At 55.8% G+C, this 19,898-nt stretch carries 22 protein-coding genes; 17 read left to right on the top strand and 5 right to left on the bottom strand.

Going from position 1 to position 19,898, the window contains the following annotated elements:
• The first annotated feature begins 56 nt into the window (after positions 1-56).
• Both ABT58_RS07350 and ubiA read left to right on the top strand, forming a co-directional pair.
• Positions 57-602, top strand: coding sequence for a chorismate lyase (locus ABT58_RS07350; RefSeq protein WP_047873744.1), 546 nt, complete (start codon positions 57-59; stop codon positions 600-602).
• Positions 599-1,474, top strand: a complete 876-nt coding sequence (gene ubiA, locus ABT58_RS07355) for a 4-hydroxybenzoate octaprenyltransferase (protein ID WP_047873745.1) — start codon at positions 599-601, stop codon at positions 1,472-1,474. Before ABT58_RS07350 ends, ubiA begins: the two co-directional genes overlap by 4 nt.
• Positions 1,475-1,545: 71 nt before the next feature.
• On the opposite strand, the gene plsB is transcribed toward ubiA, so the two are convergent.
• The gene (gene plsB, locus ABT58_RS07360) at positions 1,546-3,996 is read right to left on the bottom strand and encodes a glycerol-3-phosphate 1-O-acyltransferase PlsB (RefSeq protein ID WP_047873746.1); all 2,451 of its coding nucleotides are present in this window, start codon (positions 3,994-3,996) and stop codon (positions 1,546-1,548) included.
• 279 nt (positions 3,997-4,275) lie between these two features.
• Between plsB and lexA the strand changes: the two genes are divergently transcribed.
• Both lexA and ABT58_RS07370 read left to right on the top strand, forming a co-directional pair.
• Positions 4,276-4,896 (top strand): transcriptional repressor LexA, encoded by a 621-nt coding sequence (gene lexA / locus ABT58_RS07365; RefSeq protein ID WP_047873747.1) that lies wholly within the window; start codon positions 4,276-4,278, stop codon positions 4,894-4,896.
• Between the two features lie 78 nt (positions 4,897-4,974).
• Positions 4,975-5,775, top strand: a complete 801-nt coding sequence (locus tag ABT58_RS07370; RefSeq protein WP_047873748.1) for a class I SAM-dependent methyltransferase — start codon at positions 4,975-4,977, stop codon at positions 5,773-5,775.
• Here the strand turns inward: ABT58_RS07370 and ABT58_RS24020 are convergent.
• Entirely contained in the window at positions 5,760-5,927 is a 168-nt protein-coding gene (locus ABT58_RS24020; RefSeq protein ID WP_156168816.1) for a hypothetical protein, read from the bottom strand. The two genes, ABT58_RS07370 and ABT58_RS24020, sit on opposite strands and share 16 nt — an antisense overlap.
• 215 nt (positions 5,928-6,142) lie before the next feature.
• On the opposite strand from ABT58_RS24020, the gene coxB reads away from it, so the two are divergent.
• The 4 genes from coxB (at position 6,143) to ABT58_RS07390 (ending at position 10,449) form a co-directional block, all read left to right on the top strand.
• The gene (gene coxB / locus ABT58_RS07375) at positions 6,143-7,291 is read left to right on the top strand and encodes a cytochrome c oxidase subunit II (RefSeq protein ID WP_047873749.1); all 1,149 of its coding nucleotides are present in this window, start codon (positions 6,143-6,145) and stop codon (positions 7,289-7,291) included.
• A gap of 80 nt (positions 7,292-7,371) precedes the next feature.
• Positions 7,372-8,955 (top strand): cytochrome c oxidase subunit I, encoded by a 1,584-nt coding sequence (gene ctaD, locus ABT58_RS07380; RefSeq protein ID WP_107205190.1) that lies wholly within the window; start codon positions 7,372-7,374, stop codon positions 8,953-8,955.
• Between the two features lie 9 nt (positions 8,956-8,964).
• A complete protein-coding gene (locus ABT58_RS07385) occupies positions 8,965-9,537 on the top strand; it encodes a cytochrome c oxidase assembly protein (protein ID WP_047873751.1) in 573 nt (190 codons plus the stop codon).
• Positions 9,538-9,546: 9 nt separating this feature from the next.
• Positions 9,547-10,449, top strand: coding sequence for a cytochrome c oxidase subunit 3 (locus tag ABT58_RS07390; protein WP_047873772.1), 903 nt, complete (start codon positions 9,547-9,549; stop codon positions 10,447-10,449).
• A 101-nt stretch (positions 10,450-10,550) separates the two neighbouring features.
• Here ABT58_RS07390 and ABT58_RS07395 read toward each other — a convergent pair whose 3' ends face one another.
• Entirely contained in the window at positions 10,551-10,757 is a 207-nt protein-coding gene (locus ABT58_RS07395; protein WP_047873752.1) for a DUF2909 domain-containing protein, read from the bottom strand.
• Between the two features lie 86 nt (positions 10,758-10,843).
• Between ABT58_RS07395 and ABT58_RS07400 the strand changes: the two genes are divergently transcribed.
• From ABT58_RS07400 to ABT58_RS07425, 6 genes are all read left to right on the top strand, one after another.
• Positions 10,844-11,521, top strand: coding sequence for an SURF1 family protein (locus ABT58_RS07400; protein WP_047873753.1), 678 nt, complete (start codon positions 10,844-10,846; stop codon positions 11,519-11,521).
• Positions 11,518-12,063 carry a cytochrome oxidase gene (locus ABT58_RS07405; RefSeq protein ID WP_047873754.1) on the top strand — a complete coding sequence of 182 codons (546 nt, stop codon included), beginning with the start codon at positions 11,518-11,520 and terminating at the stop codon, positions 12,061-12,063. Before ABT58_RS07400 ends, ABT58_RS07405 begins: the two co-directional genes overlap by 4 nt.
• A 103-nt stretch (positions 12,064-12,166) precedes the next feature.
• Positions 12,167-13,225, top strand: coding sequence for a COX15/CtaA family protein (locus ABT58_RS07410; protein WP_047873755.1), 1,059 nt, complete (start codon positions 12,167-12,169; stop codon positions 13,223-13,225).
• A gap of 83 nt (positions 13,226-13,308) precedes the next feature.
• Positions 13,309-14,241, top strand: a complete 933-nt coding sequence (gene cyoE / locus ABT58_RS07415) for a heme o synthase (protein ID WP_047873756.1) — start codon at positions 13,309-13,311, stop codon at positions 14,239-14,241.
• Positions 14,242-14,397: 156 nt separating this feature from the next.
• The gene (gene dinF, locus ABT58_RS07420) at positions 14,398-15,747 is read left to right on the top strand and encodes an MATE family efflux transporter DinF (protein WP_047873757.1); all 1,350 of its coding nucleotides are present in this window, start codon (positions 14,398-14,400) and stop codon (positions 15,745-15,747) included.
• A gap of 167 nt (positions 15,748-15,914) precedes the next feature.
• A complete protein-coding gene (locus tag ABT58_RS07425) occupies positions 15,915-16,244 on the top strand; it encodes a 3D domain-containing protein (RefSeq protein ID WP_373300189.1) in 330 nt (109 codons plus the stop codon).
• A gap of 167 nt (positions 16,245-16,411) precedes the next feature.
• On the opposite strand, the gene nfuA is transcribed toward ABT58_RS07425, so the two are convergent.
• Positions 16,412-16,990 carry a Fe-S biogenesis protein NfuA gene (gene nfuA / locus ABT58_RS07430; protein WP_047873759.1) on the bottom strand — a complete coding sequence of 193 codons (579 nt, stop codon included), beginning with the start codon at positions 16,988-16,990 and terminating at the stop codon, positions 16,412-16,414.
• A 95-nt stretch (positions 16,991-17,085) separates the two neighbouring features.
• Complete coding sequence (locus ABT58_RS07435) at positions 17,086-17,799, bottom strand: ComF family protein (protein ID WP_082211012.1); 714 nt, start codon at positions 17,797-17,799, stop codon at positions 17,086-17,088.
• 36 nt (positions 17,800-17,835) lie between these two features.
• Between ABT58_RS07435 and bioH the strand changes: the two genes are divergently transcribed.
• The 3 genes from bioH to ABT58_RS07450 all read left to right on the top strand — a co-directional run bounded on the left by bioH (position 17,836) and on the right by ABT58_RS07450 (position 19,650).
• Complete coding sequence (gene bioH / locus ABT58_RS07440; RefSeq protein WP_047873761.1) at positions 17,836-18,606, top strand: pimeloyl-ACP methyl ester esterase BioH; 771 nt, start codon at positions 17,836-17,838, stop codon at positions 18,604-18,606.
• A gap of 135 nt (positions 18,607-18,741) precedes the next feature.
• Positions 18,742-19,170, top strand: a complete 429-nt coding sequence (locus ABT58_RS07445; protein WP_047873762.1) for a hypothetical protein — start codon at positions 18,742-18,744, stop codon at positions 19,168-19,170.
• 21 nt (positions 19,171-19,191) lie between these two features.
• Positions 19,192-19,650 (top strand): hypothetical protein, encoded by a 459-nt coding sequence (locus ABT58_RS07450; protein WP_047873763.1) that lies wholly within the window; start codon positions 19,192-19,194, stop codon positions 19,648-19,650.
• Positions 19,651-19,898 lie beyond the last annotated feature (248 nt).

Raw genomic sequence — 19,898 nt, forward strand, 5'->3', positions numbered from 1 at the left:
TAAGCGGGATCTACCAAGCCCCTTCGTGGCAGTACGGTGGATTTTTTGTTGGAAAGATGTCGGAAATCAAGCAGTTGTACAATTCCATGCTGAGCAGTGCCCTGTGGATAGCGGCCGAAGAGGCAGCCGTCGCGGGGACGGATTTTGGGCATTGGTTGCTAGAGCAAAACTCGCTGTCTCGCCGTTTTGAGCAGCATTGTACCCGGTTCACGGTGTCATTGGATGAACAGGTGACCGTGGAGCCGGCCTATTTACAGGCTGATGAGCGTCAGTTGCTCGGCGCGTCAGCGTGCTTGCTGCGCAAGGTGACGCTGAAAGGGGATGGGGTGCCTTGGGTGTTTGCTCGTACCTTGATCCCGGAAACCACCCTGACGGGCCAAGAGCAGGATTTGGCACAACTGGGCGATATGCCGTTGGGCTTTCGGGTCTTTACCGACCGCAGTGCGCGGCGGGATGCCTTGATGATTGCCAATGTGGGCAGCAAGGAAGCGCCGATCTGGGCGCGCCGCTCACGCCTTTGGCTCAATGATAAACCGCTGTTGGTAGCGGAACTTTTTTTGCAGGATGCACCGATTTATAAGGAGACCTCACGTTGGAAATGACCAAGGCAAAAGCGTTTTGGCAGTTAGCGCGCTTTGATCGCCCCATTGGCAGTTTGTTGTTGCTGTGGCCAACGTTATGGGCCCTGTTTTTAGCGGCTGACGGGTTGCCGAACCCGCATGTGGCCGCCGTGTTTGTGCTGGGCGTCGTGTTCATGCGTGCCGCCGGTTGTGTGATCAACGACTATGCCGATCGCCACTTTGACGGGCATGTGAAGCGCACCGCTGAGCGTCCGATGCCGTCGGGCAAGGTGTCAGAGCGTGAAGCGCTGGCCTTATTTGGTTTGCTGGTGCTGATCTCCTTTTTGCTGGTGCTGACCATGAATACCCTGACCATCATGTTGTCAGTGGTGGGCGTTGTGTTAGCGGCGGCATACCCGTTTATGAAGCGCTATACCCATTTGCCGCAGTTGGTACTGGGCATGGCGTTTGGCTGGTCGATCCCGATGGCCTATGCCGCGCAGGCAGGCAATTTGCCGACAGCGGCGTGGCTGCTGTTTGTCGCCAACATCCTGTGGACCATTGCTTACGATACGCAATATGCGATGGTGGATCGGGATGATGACGTGAAGATTGGCATCAAATCGACCGCCATTTTGTTTGGCCGTTATGACAAGATGATTGTCGGCCTGCTGCAGTTGGGCACCCTGGTGCTGCTGATTGTGGTGGGGGCAATACACGGCTTGTCAGCGGTGTATTACTGGTGTTTGTTGCTGGCGGCGAGCCTGTTTGTGTATCAGCAACATCTGATCCGTGGTCGTGAACGGGCACCGTGTTTCAAAGCGTTTTTGAACAACAACTATGTCGGTATGCTGGTGTGTCTGGGCTTGGCGCTCAGCGTGTGCTGGCCGGCGATCGTTAACGCGCTGGCGTAAGACGAGAAACAAAAACGTGGGATACAAAAAAAGCGCCGTCGTGGCGCTTTTTTGTGGGCGTTGCAGCGCGATCAGGCGTCTGCGTCCGTGGTCTCGACACGCTCTTCGCGGTTCATTACCGCTTGGATGGTCAGTTTCACTTCCGGCGACACCAGCGCGGCTAACAACTCTGCCAACTCTTCCACCGGTTGTGATACCGCGTGGCAGTCCTCGTTGAGGTAGCCTTCTTTGCGCAGGGTGTTCACCAAGATGGCAAACACGCCTTTATCAAAGAATTCCGGCGCATTGATACCGTGCAAACGGCTCAGGCGTTGGGCCAGCATCTGGCTCTGTTGTTCCAGATCGCTCTTCATCAACTCTGGCTCTGAGTTCAGCAGAGTCAGGGTGATCGCATAACGCTGTAGCGTTTCGGTGATGGTACGTGCCAACAAATGCAGTGGCCCGATACGGGCATTGTTCAGGCTCACCACGTCGCCGTCACGTTGCACCAGACGCTGACGCGCCAGCTCATTGACCTGCGCTTCAATCACTTCCGCCAATTCTTCTGTGCTGTAATGCAAGAACAATTCAGCCTGCAAGAACGGGTACAAGCGGCGGATCTGTGACACGATATCATCGATAGACAGACGCTCATGGCAGATCACAATGCTGGCGATCAGCGATGGCAACGCAAACAAGTGGATGATGTTGTTGCGGTAGTAAGTCATCAAAATCGCTTGCTGACGATCCAGTGACACCATCTCACCCAAGCTGTCACGCTCAATCACGAACTTGTCCATTTCCAGCGCGTGCGCCACCATGGTTTTCGCATCGTCGTTGGGCACGGTGAACTGCGAAGAATACGGCACGTTACGCAGCAACTGCAGGTAACAGTCGATCTGCTGCTCCAGATCTTCACGGCTCAAGGCGCGCTGACGGGCCGCCAACAGGGCCACACCGGCTAAGGTCAGGGCGTTGGTTGCCGCCGCATCGTTGATGTGCGTCATCATCTTCACTGCCAGATCGTTCACCACCGGGTTCAGCCATTGCGGGCGTTGCGGCTCGATCGGGTCGATGTCTTTGTGCCATTCCGGCACGTGTTCGTTCAGGTAATGGTTCAGCGGGATCGGCTCACCGAAGTTCACGTAGCCCTGACCCAGATTGCGCAGCTTACGCAGGGTACGCAGCACCTGACCGACGTTTTCTTTCTCTTTACGCTTGCCTTGCAGCTCTTTGGCGTAGGTGCCCACTTCCATCACGTGCTCGTAACCGATGTACACCGGTACCAGTGTGACCGGACGGTTCAGGCCACGCAGCATGGCTTGGATGGTCATCGACAGCATGCCGGTTTTGGCCGGCAACAGACGACCGGTACGCGAGCGGCCTCCTTCACTGAAGTATTCTACCGAATAGCCTTTGGCGAACAGTTCAGCCAGGTACTCACGAAATACCGTTGAGTACAGGCGGTTACCTTTGAAGCTGCGGCGAATAAAGAACGCCCCGCCGTGACGGAAGATCGGACCGGCCGGGAAGAAGTTCAGGTTGATACCGGCAGCGATGTGCGGCGGTACCATGCCTTCGCGGTACAGCACGTAAGACAGCAGCAGGTAGTCCATGTGGCTACGGTGACATGGCACGTAGACAATTTCATGGCCGTCTTGCGCCAGTTTACGCACACGCTTGGCATTATTAATGTTCAGGCCTTGGTACAGGCGGTTCCACAGCCAGCCAAGGAAACGCTCACCGTGTTTGATCAGCGAATAAGAGAAGTCAGCGGCGATTTCTTCCATCATGTCGATGGCTTCTTTGCGCACTTTCTCAATCGGCACATCACGGCTGGCAGCTTCTTCGGCCACCACTTTCTCAATGGCTTTGGAGGCCAGCAGGCGCTTGAACAACGCTTGGCGATCCGGCAGTTTCGGGCCAGAAGCCGCTAACTGCTGACGCGAGAAATGGATACGCGCCACACGGGCCAGTTTATTGGCAATGGAGTCATCTGTGCCGTGGTTGTCTGCCATGTAACGCAGCGAGACGGCCGGGCTCAGGCGCACCATACAGTCACGGCCGTGGCCGAGAATGGTGAAGAATTTTTCTGGACCGTTCAGCGCACGCAGGATCGGTTTCTGGTTGTCTTCTTTACCCGGTTTACGGCCCCATAGGATCGATGCCGGTACCACCTGAATATCCAACTCGCTGTCTTGCTTGTGCTGCTCCAGCAGGCCGGTGAACAGATCAATCGACTCCTGCGGCAATTCGCCGTTGGAACCAAAGACGCTTGGCGCGGACGCGATGTACACATAGCGACGGTACGTCTGACCATTGATTTCCAATGGTGACAGGGGATCAGGCAAGCCCAGTGCTTGCGTGCTGCTGCGCAATGTCAGCAGATCAGTGACCGAGCGGAACGGCAGGATATAAACAATCGGACGTTCCAGATCTAATTCCAGATCCGCGACCGGATCAGAAGGAATAGAGTGGGTTTTAACCAGCAGAGAAAGCGGCAAATCCAGTATTTTTTGGTAGATTTTCTGCCAACTTGACATATCTTTTACTAGCCTCGAATTCTTAATGCGTCGCAAGTCTAGCAGAAAATGTGCAGCGATAAGCAGCGAAATACAGCATTGACGCGGTTATCCGCCGATTTAGTGAGGTTAGACCACTTAATTACGTGTCACAGCAGGTACCGCCGGGGTGACATTGTCTGAATGATGCACAATTGGTGCATTCGCAGCAAAACTGCTGTTTTCCTAAACAATGGCCTTTTCAAGTCTGTTAACACTGGATATACTCACAGTGAACTGTATAAAAAGACAGGGTGAGTCATGAAGCCGTTAACGCCGCGTCAACAAGAAGTCTTTGATTTAATCAAAGCAAAAATTGAAGATTCTGGAATGCCGCCTACACGTGCTGAAATAGCCCGTGAGCTTGGTTTCCGTTCCGCCAATGCTGCCGAGGAACACCTTAAGGCACTGGCACGTAAAGCCGTGATTGAAATCATTCCCGGCGCCTCCCGAGGGATCCGTCTGCTGGTAGATAACGACGCACCGGAAGAGAGCGGGTTACCGCTGATCGGTCAGGTCGCTGCCGGTGAGCCGATTTTGGCTCAGGAGCACGTTGAAACCCACTACGAGGTTGACCCTTCGCTGTTTAAGCCGCGTGCAGATTTTCTGCTGCGTGTTAACGGCATGAGCATGAAAGACATCGGGATCATGGACGGCGACTTGCTTGCTGTGCACAAAACCCAAGATGTCCGCAATGGTCAGGTGGTGGTCGCACGGGTCGAAGACGACGTCACTGTGAAACGCTTGGAGCGCAATGGCTCACAAGTGCTATTGCACGCTGAAAACGAAGAATTTGCACCGATTGTGGTGGATCTCAATACCCAGCACCTGACCATTGAAGGGTTGGCGGTGGGTGTGATCCGTAACAGCGATTGGATGTAAGCCGCGTTTAGGCACAACGATATGTTGTAATTGCTAATGAGAGTCATTATCATCTTGTGGTGAGCCATGGAGGTGATAATGACTGACTCAACCCGCTATGATATTCCATCCGAATTGTTACAGCCGCTGTGGTTGCGTAGTCGTGAAAGTTTGGCGGACGATCGCCTGCTGTATGATCCCGTCGCTGCCGCCGCCTGTCGCCAGTGCAGCCTCAAACCCCATTGCCTGAAAGGCAACGTCACCGAACAGCAACTGTTGCATGCCATCTTGGCTATGCAGTGTGATACTCAAGTACAACACTTCCTGCGCCGTTATCCCAATGGTCGCATTATCAATATCGGCGGTGGCCTCGATACCCGTTTCTACCGGGTTGATAATGGTTTGTGCCGTTGGTTTGATATCGATATCAATGAACATCTTCTGTGGCGCCAGCGCCTGTTTCACCGCAGCGAGCGCTACCGTATGCTGCCGGGCTCGATTTGCGATCTCACCTGGTTGTCGGCCTTACCGGCAATGAAAAACACCCCGGTGATGGTGGTGTGCGATCAGGCACTGCTGTGTACCCCGGCAGATGATTTGTCCCGTTTCTTCCAGTCTGTCGCTTGCCATTTTGGTCAGTTAGAACTCAATGTGGTGCTGGCCGGCGATTGCTGCCACTGGCCGGTGTCTCGCAAATTCGGCGTAGCAGGCGCATACGCACATGGCTTTGGCCATGCCAAACAACAGGTGCTGCAATGGTTGCCGTGGGCAGAGAGTGCGCAGCATTACAGCCCGTTAGATATTGCCTGTGGCCGCTGGCACCGATGGCAACGCTGGGTAGCGCGGGTACCGGGACTGAAATACCGCCTGTTACCGGTGCAACTTCACATCCAGCTGTAAATCCCGTTGGCGCGTGCGGTGCGTGTCTGCAGGGCATGTGTACCGCCATCGTGTGCGTTTTCCTTTCCTGTTTTTCCCGTTTTGTCGTCACTGCCCGGCGTGGTGGTGGGCGGGCTATTGCCCGGACTTTTTCTGGTCAATTTATTGCGCATTGCGCAGATCCTTTCTAAGTTAATTGTAAACAAAGTGTTAACTTTGTCGCGTTTTTTGTCTGTACAGCGGGTCTGGCAGCGGCGCGGCAAAAGGGAAAAACACAGTAGGTCGCCACGGGGTGATGCCCCATTTTTGACTGCGCGATGACTTGATATGACCTGAAGTGGGCCGTGTCTGGCCATGATTGACTGGAAAAGGACAGGAGGGAGCCTTGGTGAGTATTCGCCCGTTGTTGTGCTGTCTCGGTACATTGCTGACAGGCTCAGCCGTTGCCGCAGATGCATCCATGCCACTGAATATGACGCAAGGGGTGACAGACGTCAGCCAGCGTGTCTTTGAACTCCATATGACCATTTTTTACATCTGCGTCGCCATCGGTGTGGTGGTGTTCGGCGTGATGTTCTGGGCCATTTTCCACCACCGCCAATCCAAAGGGGCCAAGTCCGCTTCCTTCCACGAAAGCACCAAAGTTGAAATCCTCTGGACGGTGATCCCGTTTGTGATCCTCATTGTGATGGCCGTTCCGGCAACGCAAACCCTGTTGGCGATGGAAGATACCTCCAAACCCGACATGACGGTGCAGGTCACCGGCTCACAATGGAAGTGGCATTACCGCTATTTCGATCAGGACGTGGAGTTCTTCTCTCTGCTGGCCACGCCGATGGCCCACATCAATAACGAACGGACTAAGCGCGATAACTACCTGCTGGAAGTGGATCGCCCCTTGGTGTTGCCGGTGGGTAAAAAAGTGCGTTTTCTGATCACCTCGCAGGACGTGATCCACTCTTGGTGGGTGCCGGACTTTGCGGTGAAAAAAGATGCCAACCCGGGCTTTATTAATGAAGCGTGGACCAAGATCGACAAGCCGGGCATTTACCGGGGTCAGTGTGCGGAGCTGTGTGGTAAAGACCACGGTTTTATGCCGATTGTGGTGATTGCCAAAGAGCAGGCTGACTACGACGCTTGGCTGCAAACCACCCGGGTAGCCCAGCAGCAGGCGCGGGAAGAAGAGCAGCGTTTGCTGGACATGGAAATGAGCATGGATGAGCTGATGACACTGGGCGAGACGGTGTACAACACCCGCTGTGCCATGTGTCATCAGGTGAATGGCCAAGGGCTGCCGGGCGCGTTTCCGGGACTGGCGGGGCAAGGGGTGTCTGTTAATCCGGCCGCCAAACTGGAACACATCAGCATTGTGGTGCACGGGAGCAACGGCACGGCCATGCAGGCATTTGGCCCGCAGTTGAGCTTGAAAGAGCTGGCCGCCGTGATCACCTACGAGCGTAACGCATGGGGCAATAACACCGGCGAAACGGTACAGGCTGCAGAAGTGCAGGCAGTACTGGACGGCCAGGATCTGTAAGGGAGAGCGGAAGAATGACGGACATGTTACGGGAATCGACGGACATCGACGACAAGAAGACAGCGGCCGATCCTGAGCAGGTGTTAGGCACTACACACGAGCATGACGCGCACGATCATGCGCATCACCCGACGGGCCTTAAGCGCTGGTTGCTGACCACCAATCACAAAGACATTGGCTCGCTGTATTTGATGTTCAGCTTTGCCATGTTCCTGGTGGGCGGGGCGATGGCCATGGTGATCAGGGCGGAGTTGTTCCAGCCGGGGTTGCAGTTGGTTGAACCCAATTTCTTTAACCAGATGACCACAGTACATGGCCTGATCATGGTGTTTGGTGCGGTCATGCCGGCCTTTACCGGGCTGGCAAACTGGATGGTGCCGCTGATGATTGGCGCGCCGGACATGGCACTGCCGCGTATGAATAACTGGAGCTTTTGGATCCTGCCATTTGCGTTTGCCATGTTGCTGGCCTCGCTATTCATGGAAGGGGGCGGCCCGAACTTTGGCTGGACTTTCTATGCGCCGCTGTCGACCACCTACAGCCCGGAAAGTACCGGCCTGTTTGTGTTCGCCATCCATATTATGGGGATCAGCTCCATCATGGGCGCCATTAATGTGATTGTCACCATCATGAACCTGCGCGCACCGGGCATGACTTACATGAAGATGCCGCTGTTCGTGTGGACCTGGCTGATCACGGCGTTCCTGCTGATTGCGGTGATGCCGGTATTGGCTGGCGCGGTCACCATGGTACTGACCGACAAATACTTTGGCACCAGCTTCTTTGATGCGGCCGGCGGGGGCGATCCGGTGATGTTCCAGCATATCTTCTGGTTCTTTGGGCATCCGGAAGTGTACATCATGATTTTGCCAAGTTTCGGTATCATTTCGGCCATTATCCCTGCCTTTTCTCGTAAAAAGCTGTTTGGTTACAGTTCTATGGTGTACGCCACGGCGTCCATTGCGGGGTTAAGTTTCTTGGTGTGGGCGCACCACATGTTCACCACCGGGATGCCGGTTGCCGCCGAGCTGTTCTTTATGTACTGCACCATGCTGATCTCGGTGCCGACCGGGGTGAAGGTGTTTAACTGGGTGGCGACCATGTGGCGCGGGTCGATGACCTTTGAAGTGCCGATGCTGTTTGCTATCGCCTTCATCGTGCTGTTCACCATTGGCGGGTTCTCCGGCCTGATGCTCGCCATTACCCCGGCGGATTTCCAGTATCACGACACCTATTTTGTGGTGGCACATTTCCATTACGTGCTGGTGTCGGGGGCGATCTTCTCCATCATGGCGGCGGCGTACTACTGGCTGCCGAAATGGACCGGCCACATGTTCAATGAAACCCTCGCCAAGTGGCATTTCTGGTGTTCGATCATCTCGGTCAACATCCTGTTCTTCCCGATGCACTTCTTGGGGCTGGCGGGCATGCCTCGCCGTATCCCGGATTACGCGTTGCAGTTTGCTGACATCAATGCGGTGGTCAGTATCGGCGGTTTCCTGTTTGGGTTGTCGCAGCTGATCTTCCTGGCGGTGGTGATCCAGTGTGTACGGGGCGGGGAAAAAGCCGCAGCCAAACCGTGGGACGGGGCGGAAGGCTTGGAGTGGACGGTGCCATCGCCGGCCCCTCACCATACCTTTTCTACGCCACCCAAAGTGGATTAAGGAGGCGTCATGGCGAAGTCACCGCAAGAAACGCCCAGCACCAAGCAGCAGCGCTCCCTGTGGTCGTTGGTGGCGATGGCCATCGGCATGTTCGGGTTTGCGTTTGCCTTGGTGCCACTGTACGACGTGTTCTGTGACATCACCGGCATCAACGGCAAGACGGCCGACACGCCCAGCACCGCTGCCGCCTCGCGCGTCGATACCTCGCGGGAGATCACGGTGGAGTTTGTTTCTTATATTACCCCCGGGGTGCGTTGGACCTTTGAGCCGGCAGTGAAAACGCTGGTGGTGCACCCGGGCCAAACTCACACAGTGAATTACCAGGCGCAGAACTTGGGCAAGACCGATTCCATCGGGCAGGCAGTGCCGTCGGTCAGCCCCGGTCCCGGCGCGCAGTACTTCAATAAAATCGAGTGTTTCTGCTTTAACCATCAACCGCTGGGGGCGGGGGAGCAAGCAGAGCTGCCACTGGTGTTTTATGTCGATCCGGATTTGCCGGAAGACATCCACACCCTGACCTTGGCCTACACCCTGTATCACGCCAAGCCAGTGCAACCGACGACGCTGGCCAATACACAATGAGGTTGAATGATGGCGAATCCCTATTCTGAACACGAGCAATCCATGAAAACGCCGCCGGAGAACTACTATGTGCCGGAATCCAGTGCCTGGCCGATTGTCGGGGCGGTGGCCCTGTTCCTGATCGCCATGGGGGCCGGGGCGACGGTCGGCGATCTGTTTAACGGGCAGGGGCCGTGGATTCTGTTGACCGGGGTCGGTGTGTTGTTGTTGATGCTGGTGGGCTGGTTTCGGGATGTGATCCGCGAATCGATGCAGGGGCTCTACAGCCAGCAGATGGATCGCTCGTTCCGCCAAGGCATGAGCTGGTTCATTTTCTCGGAAGTGATGTTCTTCGCCGCCTTCTTTGGCGCACTGTTCTATGCCCGTATGATTGCCGTGCCTTGGCTGGGCGGGGCCAGTAATAACGCCATGACCAATGCGGTATTGTGGCCGGACTTTGTTGCTCAGTGGCCACTCATCATGACGCCGGACGGCAGCGAAACCCAGGCGATGGGGCCGCTCGGTTTGCCGCTGTACAACACCCTGATCCTGTTAACCTCGTCCATCACTATTCATATCGCCCATGTGGCGTTAGAGCAAAATAACCGCCCGCGCCTGACCCTGTTTTTGCTGCTGACCGTGCTGCTGGGCAGCCTGTTTATCTATCTGCAAGGGGTCGAGTACATCCATGCTTATGAAGACATGGGGCTGACCTTGGATGCCGGGGTGTACGGCAATACCTTCTTTATGTTGACCGGTTTCCACGGCCTGCATGTGACGCTCGGCACCATCATTTTGTTTGTGGTGTGGCTGCGGGTGCTGTGCGGCCACTTTACCCCCGAGAAGCACTTCGCGTTTCAGGCGGGGGCGTGGTACTGGCACTTTGTGGATGTGGTGTGGCTCGGTTTGTTCCTGTTTGTGTACATCATTTAGCAGCGAGAAACGGGTTGCGAGGGACTAGGTGCTAGTGTCTAGGGGCGAGGGAACTAGGTATTAGGAACGAGGTTTTAGGATCTTGCCCCTGCATTTCAAACTTAAAACGGTCGCGGATTGGGTTCGAGATAGCCAGTGGCCATGGCTACAAGCAAAATCACAAACAGCAGGGCCGAGAACATGACGCGCCGGCCAAGGTAGTGGGACAGGGGTTTGTCGGATTGCCCCTTGAGCATGATGGGCAGGGCGCGAAACAGATTGAAGAGAATAAAGATCAGTAAGCCGACAAGTAAGCCTTTGAGCAACATAGAGCGCCTCCCTTAAGGGTTGGACAAACAAAGCATCAATCAACACACCGGCCGGATTGCTCGGTCATGGGGTGTGAAGGAGAGCCATGCGACGGATCGGTTTCATACTTTTTACTGTGGCGGTGCTGGTGACGTTGGTCAAGTTGGGTTTCTGGCAAATGTCACGGGCGCAGGAAAAAGAAAGCCTGGGTCACGCCCTGAAGTTCCGCAGTGAGCAGATGTATTACAGTCTGGCCAGCCTGCCGACGGATCCGCGTTGGTACAGCGTGACCTTGCGCGGCCAGTTTGATCACAGTCGGGCCGTGCTGCTCGACAACCAAACCTTTCGCGGCCGACCTGGCTATCACGTGTTGTACCCGTTTGAAGTCAATCGTCAGTGGCTGTTGGTCAATCTCGGCTGGATTGCCGCCCCTGCGTATCGTGACCAAATTCCGGTGTTGCCCGAGCACCACGGTGAGGTCATGGTGACCGGTATGATCGCCCCGCCGTCGACCTTACTGGAGCTGGCACCGGAGCAGTTTGGGACCGACTTCCCGCTGCGGGTGCAAAACCTCAACATTGACGCGCTGAGTCAGCAGTTAGACGTTTCTTTGATGCCGTGGATTGTGCAGATCGACCCAGACAGTCCGTTGGCGTTAGAACAAACATGGATCCCCGTGGTGATGGGGCCACAGAAACATTATGCCTACGCCGTGCAATGGTTTTTGCTGGCGATGGCGGTGTCAGGATTGGCGCTGTGGTGGTTAAGACGGAGTAAAGCATGAAGAAAAAAGGGACCTTATTGTTATTACTGGGCGCGTTTGCGTTGCCGGTGATTCTGGCCAAGCTGGTGCTGGATTTGAACTGGTATCAGGGCGGGGTGACCAACCGCGGCCAATTGTTATCGACCCCGGTGACCTCCGCGTGGCTGGGAGAGCGCCAGCAGTGGCAGCTGATTTATTTGCTGCCTGAGGCGTGTGAGGCCAAGTGTCAGGGCGCGTTGTTTAACCTGCAGCAAATTCCGTTGGCGGTCGGGGCCGAAAAAGACAGGGTCAGCAGTGTGTTGTTGCGTGCTACACCGGATGCCCGTTATGCCCCGACGGTGGAAAAACAGCTGCAAGCGCTGCCGCAACAAGTGGTGTCTGCACAGGTGATCAGCCAGATGCAAACCTTGGAGTACGGTGCGCAGGCGATTTATCTGGCCGATCCGCACGGCAATGTGATGCTGGCGTATCCCTTAGTGACTGGGGAAGCGGCCATCTTGGCGCAGGGGAAAGATGTGCTGCGCGATCTTAAACGCTTGCTCAAAATCTCCAAGATCGGCTAGCGCCCATTGCTGCCAGCGTGAAGCGATCAGCATGAAGGTATCAGCATGAAGATACCAGCGCTGACCGCTTACCTATAGGAAAGAACAACAGAAGGAGACAGGGATGCACCGTGACCGTTTTCGTTATCTCGTGGGATTCACCTTTGCTCTCGCGTTGTGTGTCATTGCCTTGGGCGCCTATACCCGTCTGACCGAGGCTGGGCTCGGGTGTCCGGACTGGCCGGGATGCTACGGGTTTGTGGGCGTGCCTCAATCTGCCGCCCAGCAAGCCGAGGCGGTCGCCCGTTTCCCTGACGCGCCGCTGGAGCATGACAAAGCCTGGAATGAGATGTTGCACCGCTATGTTGCCGGGGCGTTAGGGCTGCTGATTTTACTGGTGAATGTGCTGGCGTGGCGTCGTCCACCGCATCCGCTGCCGCCTCGGCCCAAGCTGTTACCGGCGTTATTGCTGGTGGTGGTGACCTTTCAGGCGGCATTGGGGATGTGGACTGTCACGCTTTCGCTCATGCCTGTGGTGGTGATGGGGCATCTCTTAGGAGGCTTTACCACCGCCGCCTTGTTGTTTGCTTTGTGTCTGTCGGTCTTTTCGCCGGCGGGGGCACCGGTGCCTGCGGGCTCAGGGTATTCCTTCACCGCGCGTCAGGCCGGTAAAGGGTTGTCGCTGTTGGCTGGATTGGGCTTGGTGACCGTGATCGGCCAAATTGCGCTGGGCGGTTGGACGGCTGCCAATTATGCCGCGTTGGTGTGTACGCAACTGCCCATTTGCGAAGTGGACTGGCAGCAACAGTTTGATACGTCCGCCTTTGCCTTGATCCAACCGGTGCATGAAACCTACCAATATGGCGTGCTGGACTTTGCCCAGCGTGTCTCTATTCATGTGGCGCACCGCATTGGCGCCATGATCACCACGGTGGTCTTGTTGTTGCTGGCGTGGCGGGCATGGCGCGTGCCGGCATTGCGCTGGTCTGCGGGCATCATGGTGGTATTGCTGGGTGCCCAAGTCGCGCTGGGGATCACCAATGTGGTGGCCAGTTTACCGCTCACGGTTGCCGTCGCGCATAACGTCACGGGTGTGCTGTTGATGCTGAGCGTCGTGGCACTGAACGTACAGATTTACCGTCAACGCCACACGGCGCGCGGGTGGCGTTCGGCACGCGCTTAATGCGCCGTTTTATTGCTTCATCTTTTTGCTTTATTTTTTTGTTTCATTTTAACGCATTACCTGTGCCAAAGGAGGGCTCACTGATGGCAAAAGTACAGTCAATCGCCAAAGCAGGCACGCTGAAAGCCGGTACGCACCAGCGTGTCTGGCAGGATTACCTCACCATGACCAAGCCCAAAGTGGTGGCCATGTTATTGCTGACCGCCTTGGTCGGTATGTGTCTGGCGGTGCCGGGGATCCCGCCGGTGAAAGCGGTGGTGTTAGGGCTGATCGGCATCGGCTTGCAATCTGCGGCCGCTGCCGCCTTTAATCATGTGCTGGATCGCCGTTTTGATGCCAAGATGGCGCGGACCTACCATCGGCCACTCGCCAAAGGACGGGTGCCGACCCACCATGCGGTGGTGTTCGCTTGTGTCTTGATGGTGGCCGGTTTCGTCGTATTGTGGCAGCTCAATGCGCTGACAGCGTGGCTGACGTTTGCCAGTTTGATTGGCTATGCCGTGGTGTACACCGTGTGGCTGAAACATGCCACGCCGCAGAATATTGTGATTGGCGGGTTAGCCGGTGCGGCGCCTCCGTTATTGGGGTGGACAGCGGTCACCGGCCAGTTAGATCCCCATGCCTTGCTATTGGTGATGCTGGTGTTTACCTGGACGCCGCCGCATTTTTGGGCGTTGGCGATCCATCGTCGTGATGACTACGCCAAAGCGGGGATCCCGATGTTGCCGGTCACTCACGGGGTGGCGTTTACCCAAACCATGGTGCTGTTGTACACCGTGATGCTGGCACTGGTGGGCTTGTTACCGTGGCTGACGGGCATGAGTGGCTTGTTGTATCTGGCGGGAAGCAGTGCGTTGAATCTGGCATTTATCGGTTATGCCTGCCGATTGAAATTCGTGCCGGATGCGGTGAAGCAGGGGTATGCCTGGTCGACCTTTACCTTCTCTATCTGGCACTTGCTGGCCCTGTTTGTGGTGTTACTGGCCGATCACTGGTGGACGGTAGCGATGGGATAAGCGGTAAGTATTATGCCGGAAATCACCTTTTTCTCAATTGGTTAGAGATTATTGTGTGGTTTGTCATTTTGCCCCTGAGATTGTGTCTCAGGGGCTTTCTATTTATGGCTAATGCACAGATAATCGCCGCTCCAATTTTTCAGGGTTGAGGTGGTTGTGTTTAAAGCGTTACGGGATATGTCGTTGCATCGTCAGGTATTTGCACTGGCGTTGCCTATGGTACTGTCAAATATTACGGTGCCTTTGCTGGGGTTAGTGGATGCGGCCGTGATCGGCCATCTGGATTATGCCTGGTATCTCGGGGGCGTGGCCGTCGGCGGCACCATGATCAACGTGACCTTCTGGCTGCTGGGTTTCTTACGCATGGCCACCACCGGCCTGAGTGCGCAAGCCTACGGCGCGTCGGATAAAGACGCGCAGGCGAGTGTTTTTTTGCAAGGCTTGGCCATGGCGTGGCTCCTTGCTTTGCTGCTGATTGTCTTTCATCAACCGGTCGCTTCGTTGATCTTCCAGTTCAGCAGCGCCAGCGCTGAAGTGAAGGTGTACGCCGAGCAGTACTTCTCTATCCGTATCTGGGGGGCGCCGGCCGCGCTGGGTAATTTGGTGATCATGGGTTGGTTGCTGGGCACCCAAAATGCCCGCCATCCGATGTGGTTGTTGATCATCACCAACGTGGTGAACATCGCGCTGGATGTGTTGTTTGTGATTGGCTTTGGCTGGAAAGTGCAGGGCGCAGCGGCGGCCTCGGTGCTGGCCGAGTACAGTGGCCTGATGCTGGGACTGTGGTTTGTCTCGCGCCAGTGGCTGGCGGCGGCATTGCCGTCTGTGCGAGAGAAAATCGGCACCGTGCGCAATGGCATGGGGCGCTTATTGCGTCTTAACCGTGACATCTTCCTGCGCAGCTTATGTTTGCAGTTATCGTTCACCTTTATGACCTTTCAGGGCGCGACGCTAGGGGACGATGTCGTGGCCGCCAATGCGGTACTGATGAGCTTTTTGATGTTGGTGTCGTATGCGATGGACGGCTTTGCGTATGCGATGGAAGCCATGGTTGGTAAGGCGATCGGCGCCCGTAACCGTGAGGCGTTGGGGCGCAGTTTGATTGGTACCACCTTCTGGAGCCTGATCATTTCGCTCGCGATCATGGTGGCCTTTGCCGGGTTTGGCCGTGACATCATCGGGTTGATTTCTAATATTCCTGCTGTGCAGGCGGAAGCGGCGAAATACCTGCCTTGGTTGTCGGCGGTGCCGTTGGTGGCGATGTGGTGTTTCTTGCTGGACGGCATTTTTATTGGCGCGACCCGTGGACGGGAAATGCGTAACAGCATGTTCGTGGCGATCTGTGTGTTCTTTGCGGTGTGGTGGGGACTGTCGGCGTACGGCAACCATGCACTGTGGGCCGCGATGCTGGCCTTTATGGGAATGCGTGGTCTGGGGCTGGCTGTCATATTTGCTTACCAATGGCATAAAGATATTTTTCTTGAAGCGGCCAGTGCAAACAACTAGTTAGAATTTATCGTCTGACTTTGGTTAATTTTGCGGCAAAAAATGCTGTTAAAGCGCGCAGTGTTCTGTTTAAATTGCGAGCGATTTAGCAAGGTGGAAGAGTCATGAAGAAAGCATTAGTGGGATTGCTGTTTGCCATCCTGACACTGAGTTGGGTGTCGCCGGCCATGGCGGGCATCCAAGGGAAATCGTACAAAGTGACGGCCACGGCCTATAACTCGGTACGGGCCCAGACCAATTCAAACCCTTCCATCGCCGCATGGGGGGATCGTTTAAAACCGGGCATGAAAGCGATCGCGGTATCCCGTGATTTTCTGGGGCGCGGCTTTAAGCGCGGCACTAAAGTGAAGATCTCGGGGTTGCCGGGGGAGTACGTGGTGCTGGATAAGATGAACAAGCGCTGGCGCAATAAGATTGATATCTACATGGGCCGCGATGTGCAGGCCGCCCGTAACTGGGGCCGCCGCCATGTGACCATCACGGTGGTTAAAGCCTGATCCGCAGCGATCACCCATAAAAAAGTCAGCCTCGGCTGACTTTTTTGTTGTCTGTTTGTTCTGTTGCTGAGGCGATAAGGCCGAATGTTCCATGTGAAACATTGCCGAGCAGAGCGGCAAAGGTGAGTTCGCCGCAGACTGTTTTATTTTGCTATCAGCTATCAGACTTAGTAGTAAGAGTGCTCACCACGGGCATGCTCAGTGATATCACGCACGCCAGTCAGCTCACCGGCAAACTGTGCCAGTAGCTCTTTCTCGATCCCTTCTTTCAGGGTCACGTCGACCATGGAACAACCGTTACAACCGCCGCCAAATTGCAGAATCGCCACACCGTCTTCGGTGATTTCAGCCAGTGACACGTTACCGCCGTGACCGGCCAGCTGTGGGTTCACCTGGGTTTGGATCACGTAATCCACGCGCTCCATCAGCGTAGCGTCATCAGACACTTTGCGTACTTTTGCGTTTGGCGCTTTCAGGGTCAGCTGTGAGCCCATCTTATCCGTAACAAAATCGATTTCCGCATCATCCAGGAACGGTAGGCTTAGTTCGTCAACGAACGCAGAAAACAGATCAAATTTGATTTCTGTATCCGTTGCTTCAACCGCTTCGGGTGGGCAGTAGGATACGCCGCACTCTGCATTTTGCGTACCAGGGTTAACCACGAAAACGCGGATGTTAGTGCCTTCTGGCTGCTGTGCCAAAAGTTTGCCGAAGTGCTGTTGAGCATTTTCAGAAATAGTAATCATAGACACGACGTAATACCTGACTTATTTAGTAAGATTAATTCTATTCTACTCTGTGATGCTCTTTCTATCATCCCTTAATCGCCGCATCTATGATTTCATCCCACGTTTTTATGATTTTTATCAATGGGTGTGAATCCCAGGCAATAGACATCCACCGTTTTGACGCCGTGCTGGTGCAGGACATGCGTCAGGGCGGTGACCGTGCTGCCCGTGGTGAGGACATCATCAACCAGCGCCACATGATCGGGTAACGCAATGTCACGCACCGCAAAAGCCTGCTGCAAATTGCGCTGTCGTGCCGCACGGGGCAAGGTGTGCTGGCGCACCGTGTGTTGTGTTCGGCGCAGCGCATGGGGCCAACACTGACTGCCTAAACGGCGGGCCAGGGCATCCGCCAGTAAGGTGCTTTGGTTAAACCCGCGTGTCAGGCGGCGCAATGGGTGCAAGGGCACAGGCAACAGGACCGGTGCGGGATGGGGAATGTGTAGGGCCAACAGCGCCGCAAGCGGATCGGCCAGCCAGAAGTGGCGCTGAAATTTGAACTGGTGCACCCATTGGCGCAGGGGAAAACGAAATTCTCCTACTCGTACCAAGCGTTGCCACGGGGGCGGTGAGCGCAGGCAATGGCCGCAGTGGGGTGTGTTGGTCAACTGGCTATGTCCGCAATGGTGGCAATACGGCCGCTGTGCAATGTGCGCCAGACAGTGATCACACCAGAACTGATCGCGCGTTGGGGCGGGCAGTTGGCAGAACGGACAGTGATGCGAGGCGTGCAGGCAGTTGGTGATTGACCGAAATAGGGATACCATCGATGACTCCAAAAGGGCAGATACAAGGAAATATAGATGACAACCACACTGTATTGGCAGACGGAAGGCCAAGGAGATGATCTGGTTCTCATTCACGGCTGGGGTATGAACGGGGCGGTATGGCAGCACCTGTTACCGCAACTCACGCCGCATTACCGCGTGCACGTGGTGGATTTGCCCGGTTATGGGTTGAGCGGTGACGCTGACGCGGGCAACCTTGATGAGGTGGTACAGTTATTGCTTGAAAACTCCCCACCAACGGCAACGTGGATCGGCTGGTCGTTAGGGGGGTTAGTGGCGACGCGCGCGGCGTTATTGGCGCCGGAAAAAGTGTCCCGTCTGGTGACGGTGGCCAGCTCGCCGTGCTTTGCCGCGCAAGGCGTGTGGCGTGGCATCAAACCGGCGGTCCTGACGGATTTTCGTCAGCAACTGGCGCAGGATTTTGATGGCACGGTCGGCCGCTTTATGGCGCTGCAGGCCATGGGCAGTCCGACGGCACGGCAGGATGTCCGCCAGCTTAAAGAGGCGGTATTGTCGCGTCCGGCACCGCAACCCGCTGCATTAGCCGCCGGGCTGCAGATGCTGGCCGAGGTCGATTTGCGCCCGCAACTGGACGTGATTGCCCAGCCTTGGCTGCGTTTGTATGGCCGCTTGGATGGGTTGGTGCCGGTGAAAGTGGCCGAGCATATGGATGCCTTGGCACCGCTGTCACAACGGCAAGTGTTTGCCTCTGCCTCGCATGCGCCGTTTATTTCGCACCCGTCTGAGTTTGCCGATACCTTGCTGTCATTCTTAGCCAGCGAGTAACGCGTCAAGGCAAGATTGCGACTAAACCTTTTTCCACGTTGGCCGATAACTAGATACCTCCCTGACTGGGCAGAAGACTGCTCGGGTTGGAGGATAACCATTGCGTTGCTTTGATAAAGCAAGGAGCCTTTATCCATGATCGGAAAGTTAACCAATACGGTGATCTACACGCCGGCCAGCCTGAAAGCGGCCACAGCAGGACAAGATCGCTCGGCCAGCCAGACGGCGTCGCCCGCCTCGTCTGCCGCAACAGCGGGGGAGACGACCGTCTCGATTTCAACGGCGGCTCGTCAACAGCAGGCCGCAGAGGCGGCGAAACAGGCTGTCCAGCGCGACGCCGCACCGGTGGTGGATGAGAAAGACACACCGGCAAATGCGTCGGCACAGTCTGACAGTGACGATGTGTTAGACATCACCAAAGAAAAAGCCGAGTCGTTTGCTTACGGTGCGTTGGGCATGGATCACCCGGATGAAGTGACCAGCAACACCGATGAGTATTACACCGCCGGACAGGTGTTATCGGCACTGGGTACGGTCGCGACCGTGCTGCTGGCTATCGCGTAATACCCTGATGAGAGTGCACGCATGCTAGTGTCGCCGGTGCAGGTCGGTGCGCCGATCATCGCCTCCACCATCAACCCGCCCACCGAGCAAGCGGCGCGGGATAATCGCGTGCGTGAAAAAATCGTCCCACCGGCAGAGTTAGCCTCCGCCACGGCGGAAAAACGCCTGACCAGTGATGAAAAGCAGCTGAAAAAGCCCGCTTGGGATCCGAGTGAACACCCGGATTATCAGGATGCGGCGGCCGCCAAACATTACGGTTACCAGCAAGAATTAGAACAGCTTGTCAGCGCACTCTCGGCTGATCGCTATATGGGCGATGTCAGTGAGTTGGGCTATACCATGCACATCAAATTGCCCCGCGCGTTATTGGAAGAGTTGGCCGCTTACAATGAAGCCGACCGCACTCGAGGGGTCGTCGCGCACAAATATGCGCAGGCTACCGTACCCAATCCACCGACCGAGTATTTGGTGGTGTTGTGATAAAAGCAGGGGCGAGTGGCTAGTAAGAGCGGGTTAAGTGCGGTGCTATGGACCTGAGGCCCTAAGGTTCTATGGAAAGAGCTTGAAAGGGACGCGTCATGCTTTGCGCCGAGGGACGAGTCCTGAGTAAGAGAAGAGCGGGTTAAGTGCGGTTCTACGATCCTATGGCCCTATGGAAAAATCGAGAGCGGAAGAGCTTGCATATAGAATTTTCAACGGCATCCTGCCCCCAGAACCCCAGAACCCCA

The sequence above is a fragment of the Photobacterium aphoticum genome (assembly GCF_001029435.1).
GTDB lineage: Bacteria > Pseudomonadota > Gammaproteobacteria > Enterobacterales > Vibrionaceae > Photobacterium > Photobacterium aphoticum.

What these genes read in the sequence shown, in the direction of transcription:
- ABT58_RS07350 (WP_047873744.1), top strand. Translation starts at nt 57, where the DNA reads ATGTCGGAAATCAAGCAGTTGTACAATTCCATGCTGAGCAGTGCCCTG.
- ubiA (WP_047873745.1), top strand. Translation starts at nt 599, where the DNA reads ATGACCAAGGCAAAAGCGTTTTGGCAGTTAGCGCGCTTTGATCGCCCC.
- plsB (WP_047873746.1), bottom strand. Translation starts at nt 3,996, where the DNA reads ATGTCAAGTTGGCAGAAAATCTACCAAAAAATACTGGATTTGCCGCTT.
- lexA (WP_047873747.1), top strand. Translation starts at nt 4,276, where the DNA reads ATGAAGCCGTTAACGCCGCGTCAACAAGAAGTCTTTGATTTAATCAAA.
- ABT58_RS07370 (WP_047873748.1), top strand. Translation starts at nt 4,975, where the DNA reads ATGACTGACTCAACCCGCTATGATATTCCATCCGAATTGTTACAGCCG.
- ABT58_RS24020 (WP_156168816.1), bottom strand. Translation starts at nt 5,927, where the DNA reads ATGCGCAATAAATTGACCAGAAAAAGTCCGGGCAATAGCCCGCCCACC.
- ABT58_RS07385 (WP_047873751.1), top strand. Translation starts at nt 8,965, where the DNA reads ATGGCGAAGTCACCGCAAGAAACGCCCAGCACCAAGCAGCAGCGCTCC.
- ABT58_RS07390 (WP_047873772.1), top strand. Translation starts at nt 9,547, where the DNA reads ATGGCGAATCCCTATTCTGAACACGAGCAATCCATGAAAACGCCGCCG.
- ABT58_RS07395 (WP_047873752.1), bottom strand. Translation starts at nt 10,757, where the DNA reads ATGTTGCTCAAAGGCTTACTTGTCGGCTTACTGATCTTTATTCTCTTC.
- ABT58_RS07400 (WP_047873753.1), top strand. Translation starts at nt 10,844, where the DNA reads ATGCGACGGATCGGTTTCATACTTTTTACTGTGGCGGTGCTGGTGACG.
- ABT58_RS07405 (WP_047873754.1), top strand. Translation starts at nt 11,518, where the DNA reads ATGAAGAAAAAAGGGACCTTATTGTTATTACTGGGCGCGTTTGCGTTG.
- ABT58_RS07410 (WP_047873755.1), top strand. Translation starts at nt 12,167, where the DNA reads ATGCACCGTGACCGTTTTCGTTATCTCGTGGGATTCACCTTTGCTCTC.
- cyoE (WP_047873756.1), top strand. Translation starts at nt 13,309, where the DNA reads ATGGCAAAAGTACAGTCAATCGCCAAAGCAGGCACGCTGAAAGCCGGT.
- ABT58_RS07425 (WP_373300189.1), top strand. Translation starts at nt 15,915, where the DNA reads ATGGCGGGCATCCAAGGGAAATCGTACAAAGTGACGGCCACGGCCTAT.
- nfuA (WP_047873759.1), bottom strand. Translation starts at nt 16,990, where the DNA reads ATGATTACTATTTCTGAAAATGCTCAACAGCACTTCGGCAAACTTTTG.
- ABT58_RS07435 (WP_082211012.1), bottom strand. Translation starts at nt 17,799, where the DNA reads ATGGTATCCCTATTTCGGTCAATCACCAACTGCCTGCACGCCTCGCAT.
- bioH (WP_047873761.1), top strand. Translation starts at nt 17,836, where the DNA reads ATGACAACCACACTGTATTGGCAGACGGAAGGCCAAGGAGATGATCTG.
- ABT58_RS07445 (WP_047873762.1), top strand. Translation starts at nt 18,742, where the DNA reads ATGATCGGAAAGTTAACCAATACGGTGATCTACACGCCGGCCAGCCTG.
- ABT58_RS07450 (WP_047873763.1), top strand. Translation starts at nt 19,192, where the DNA reads ATGCTAGTGTCGCCGGTGCAGGTCGGTGCGCCGATCATCGCCTCCACC.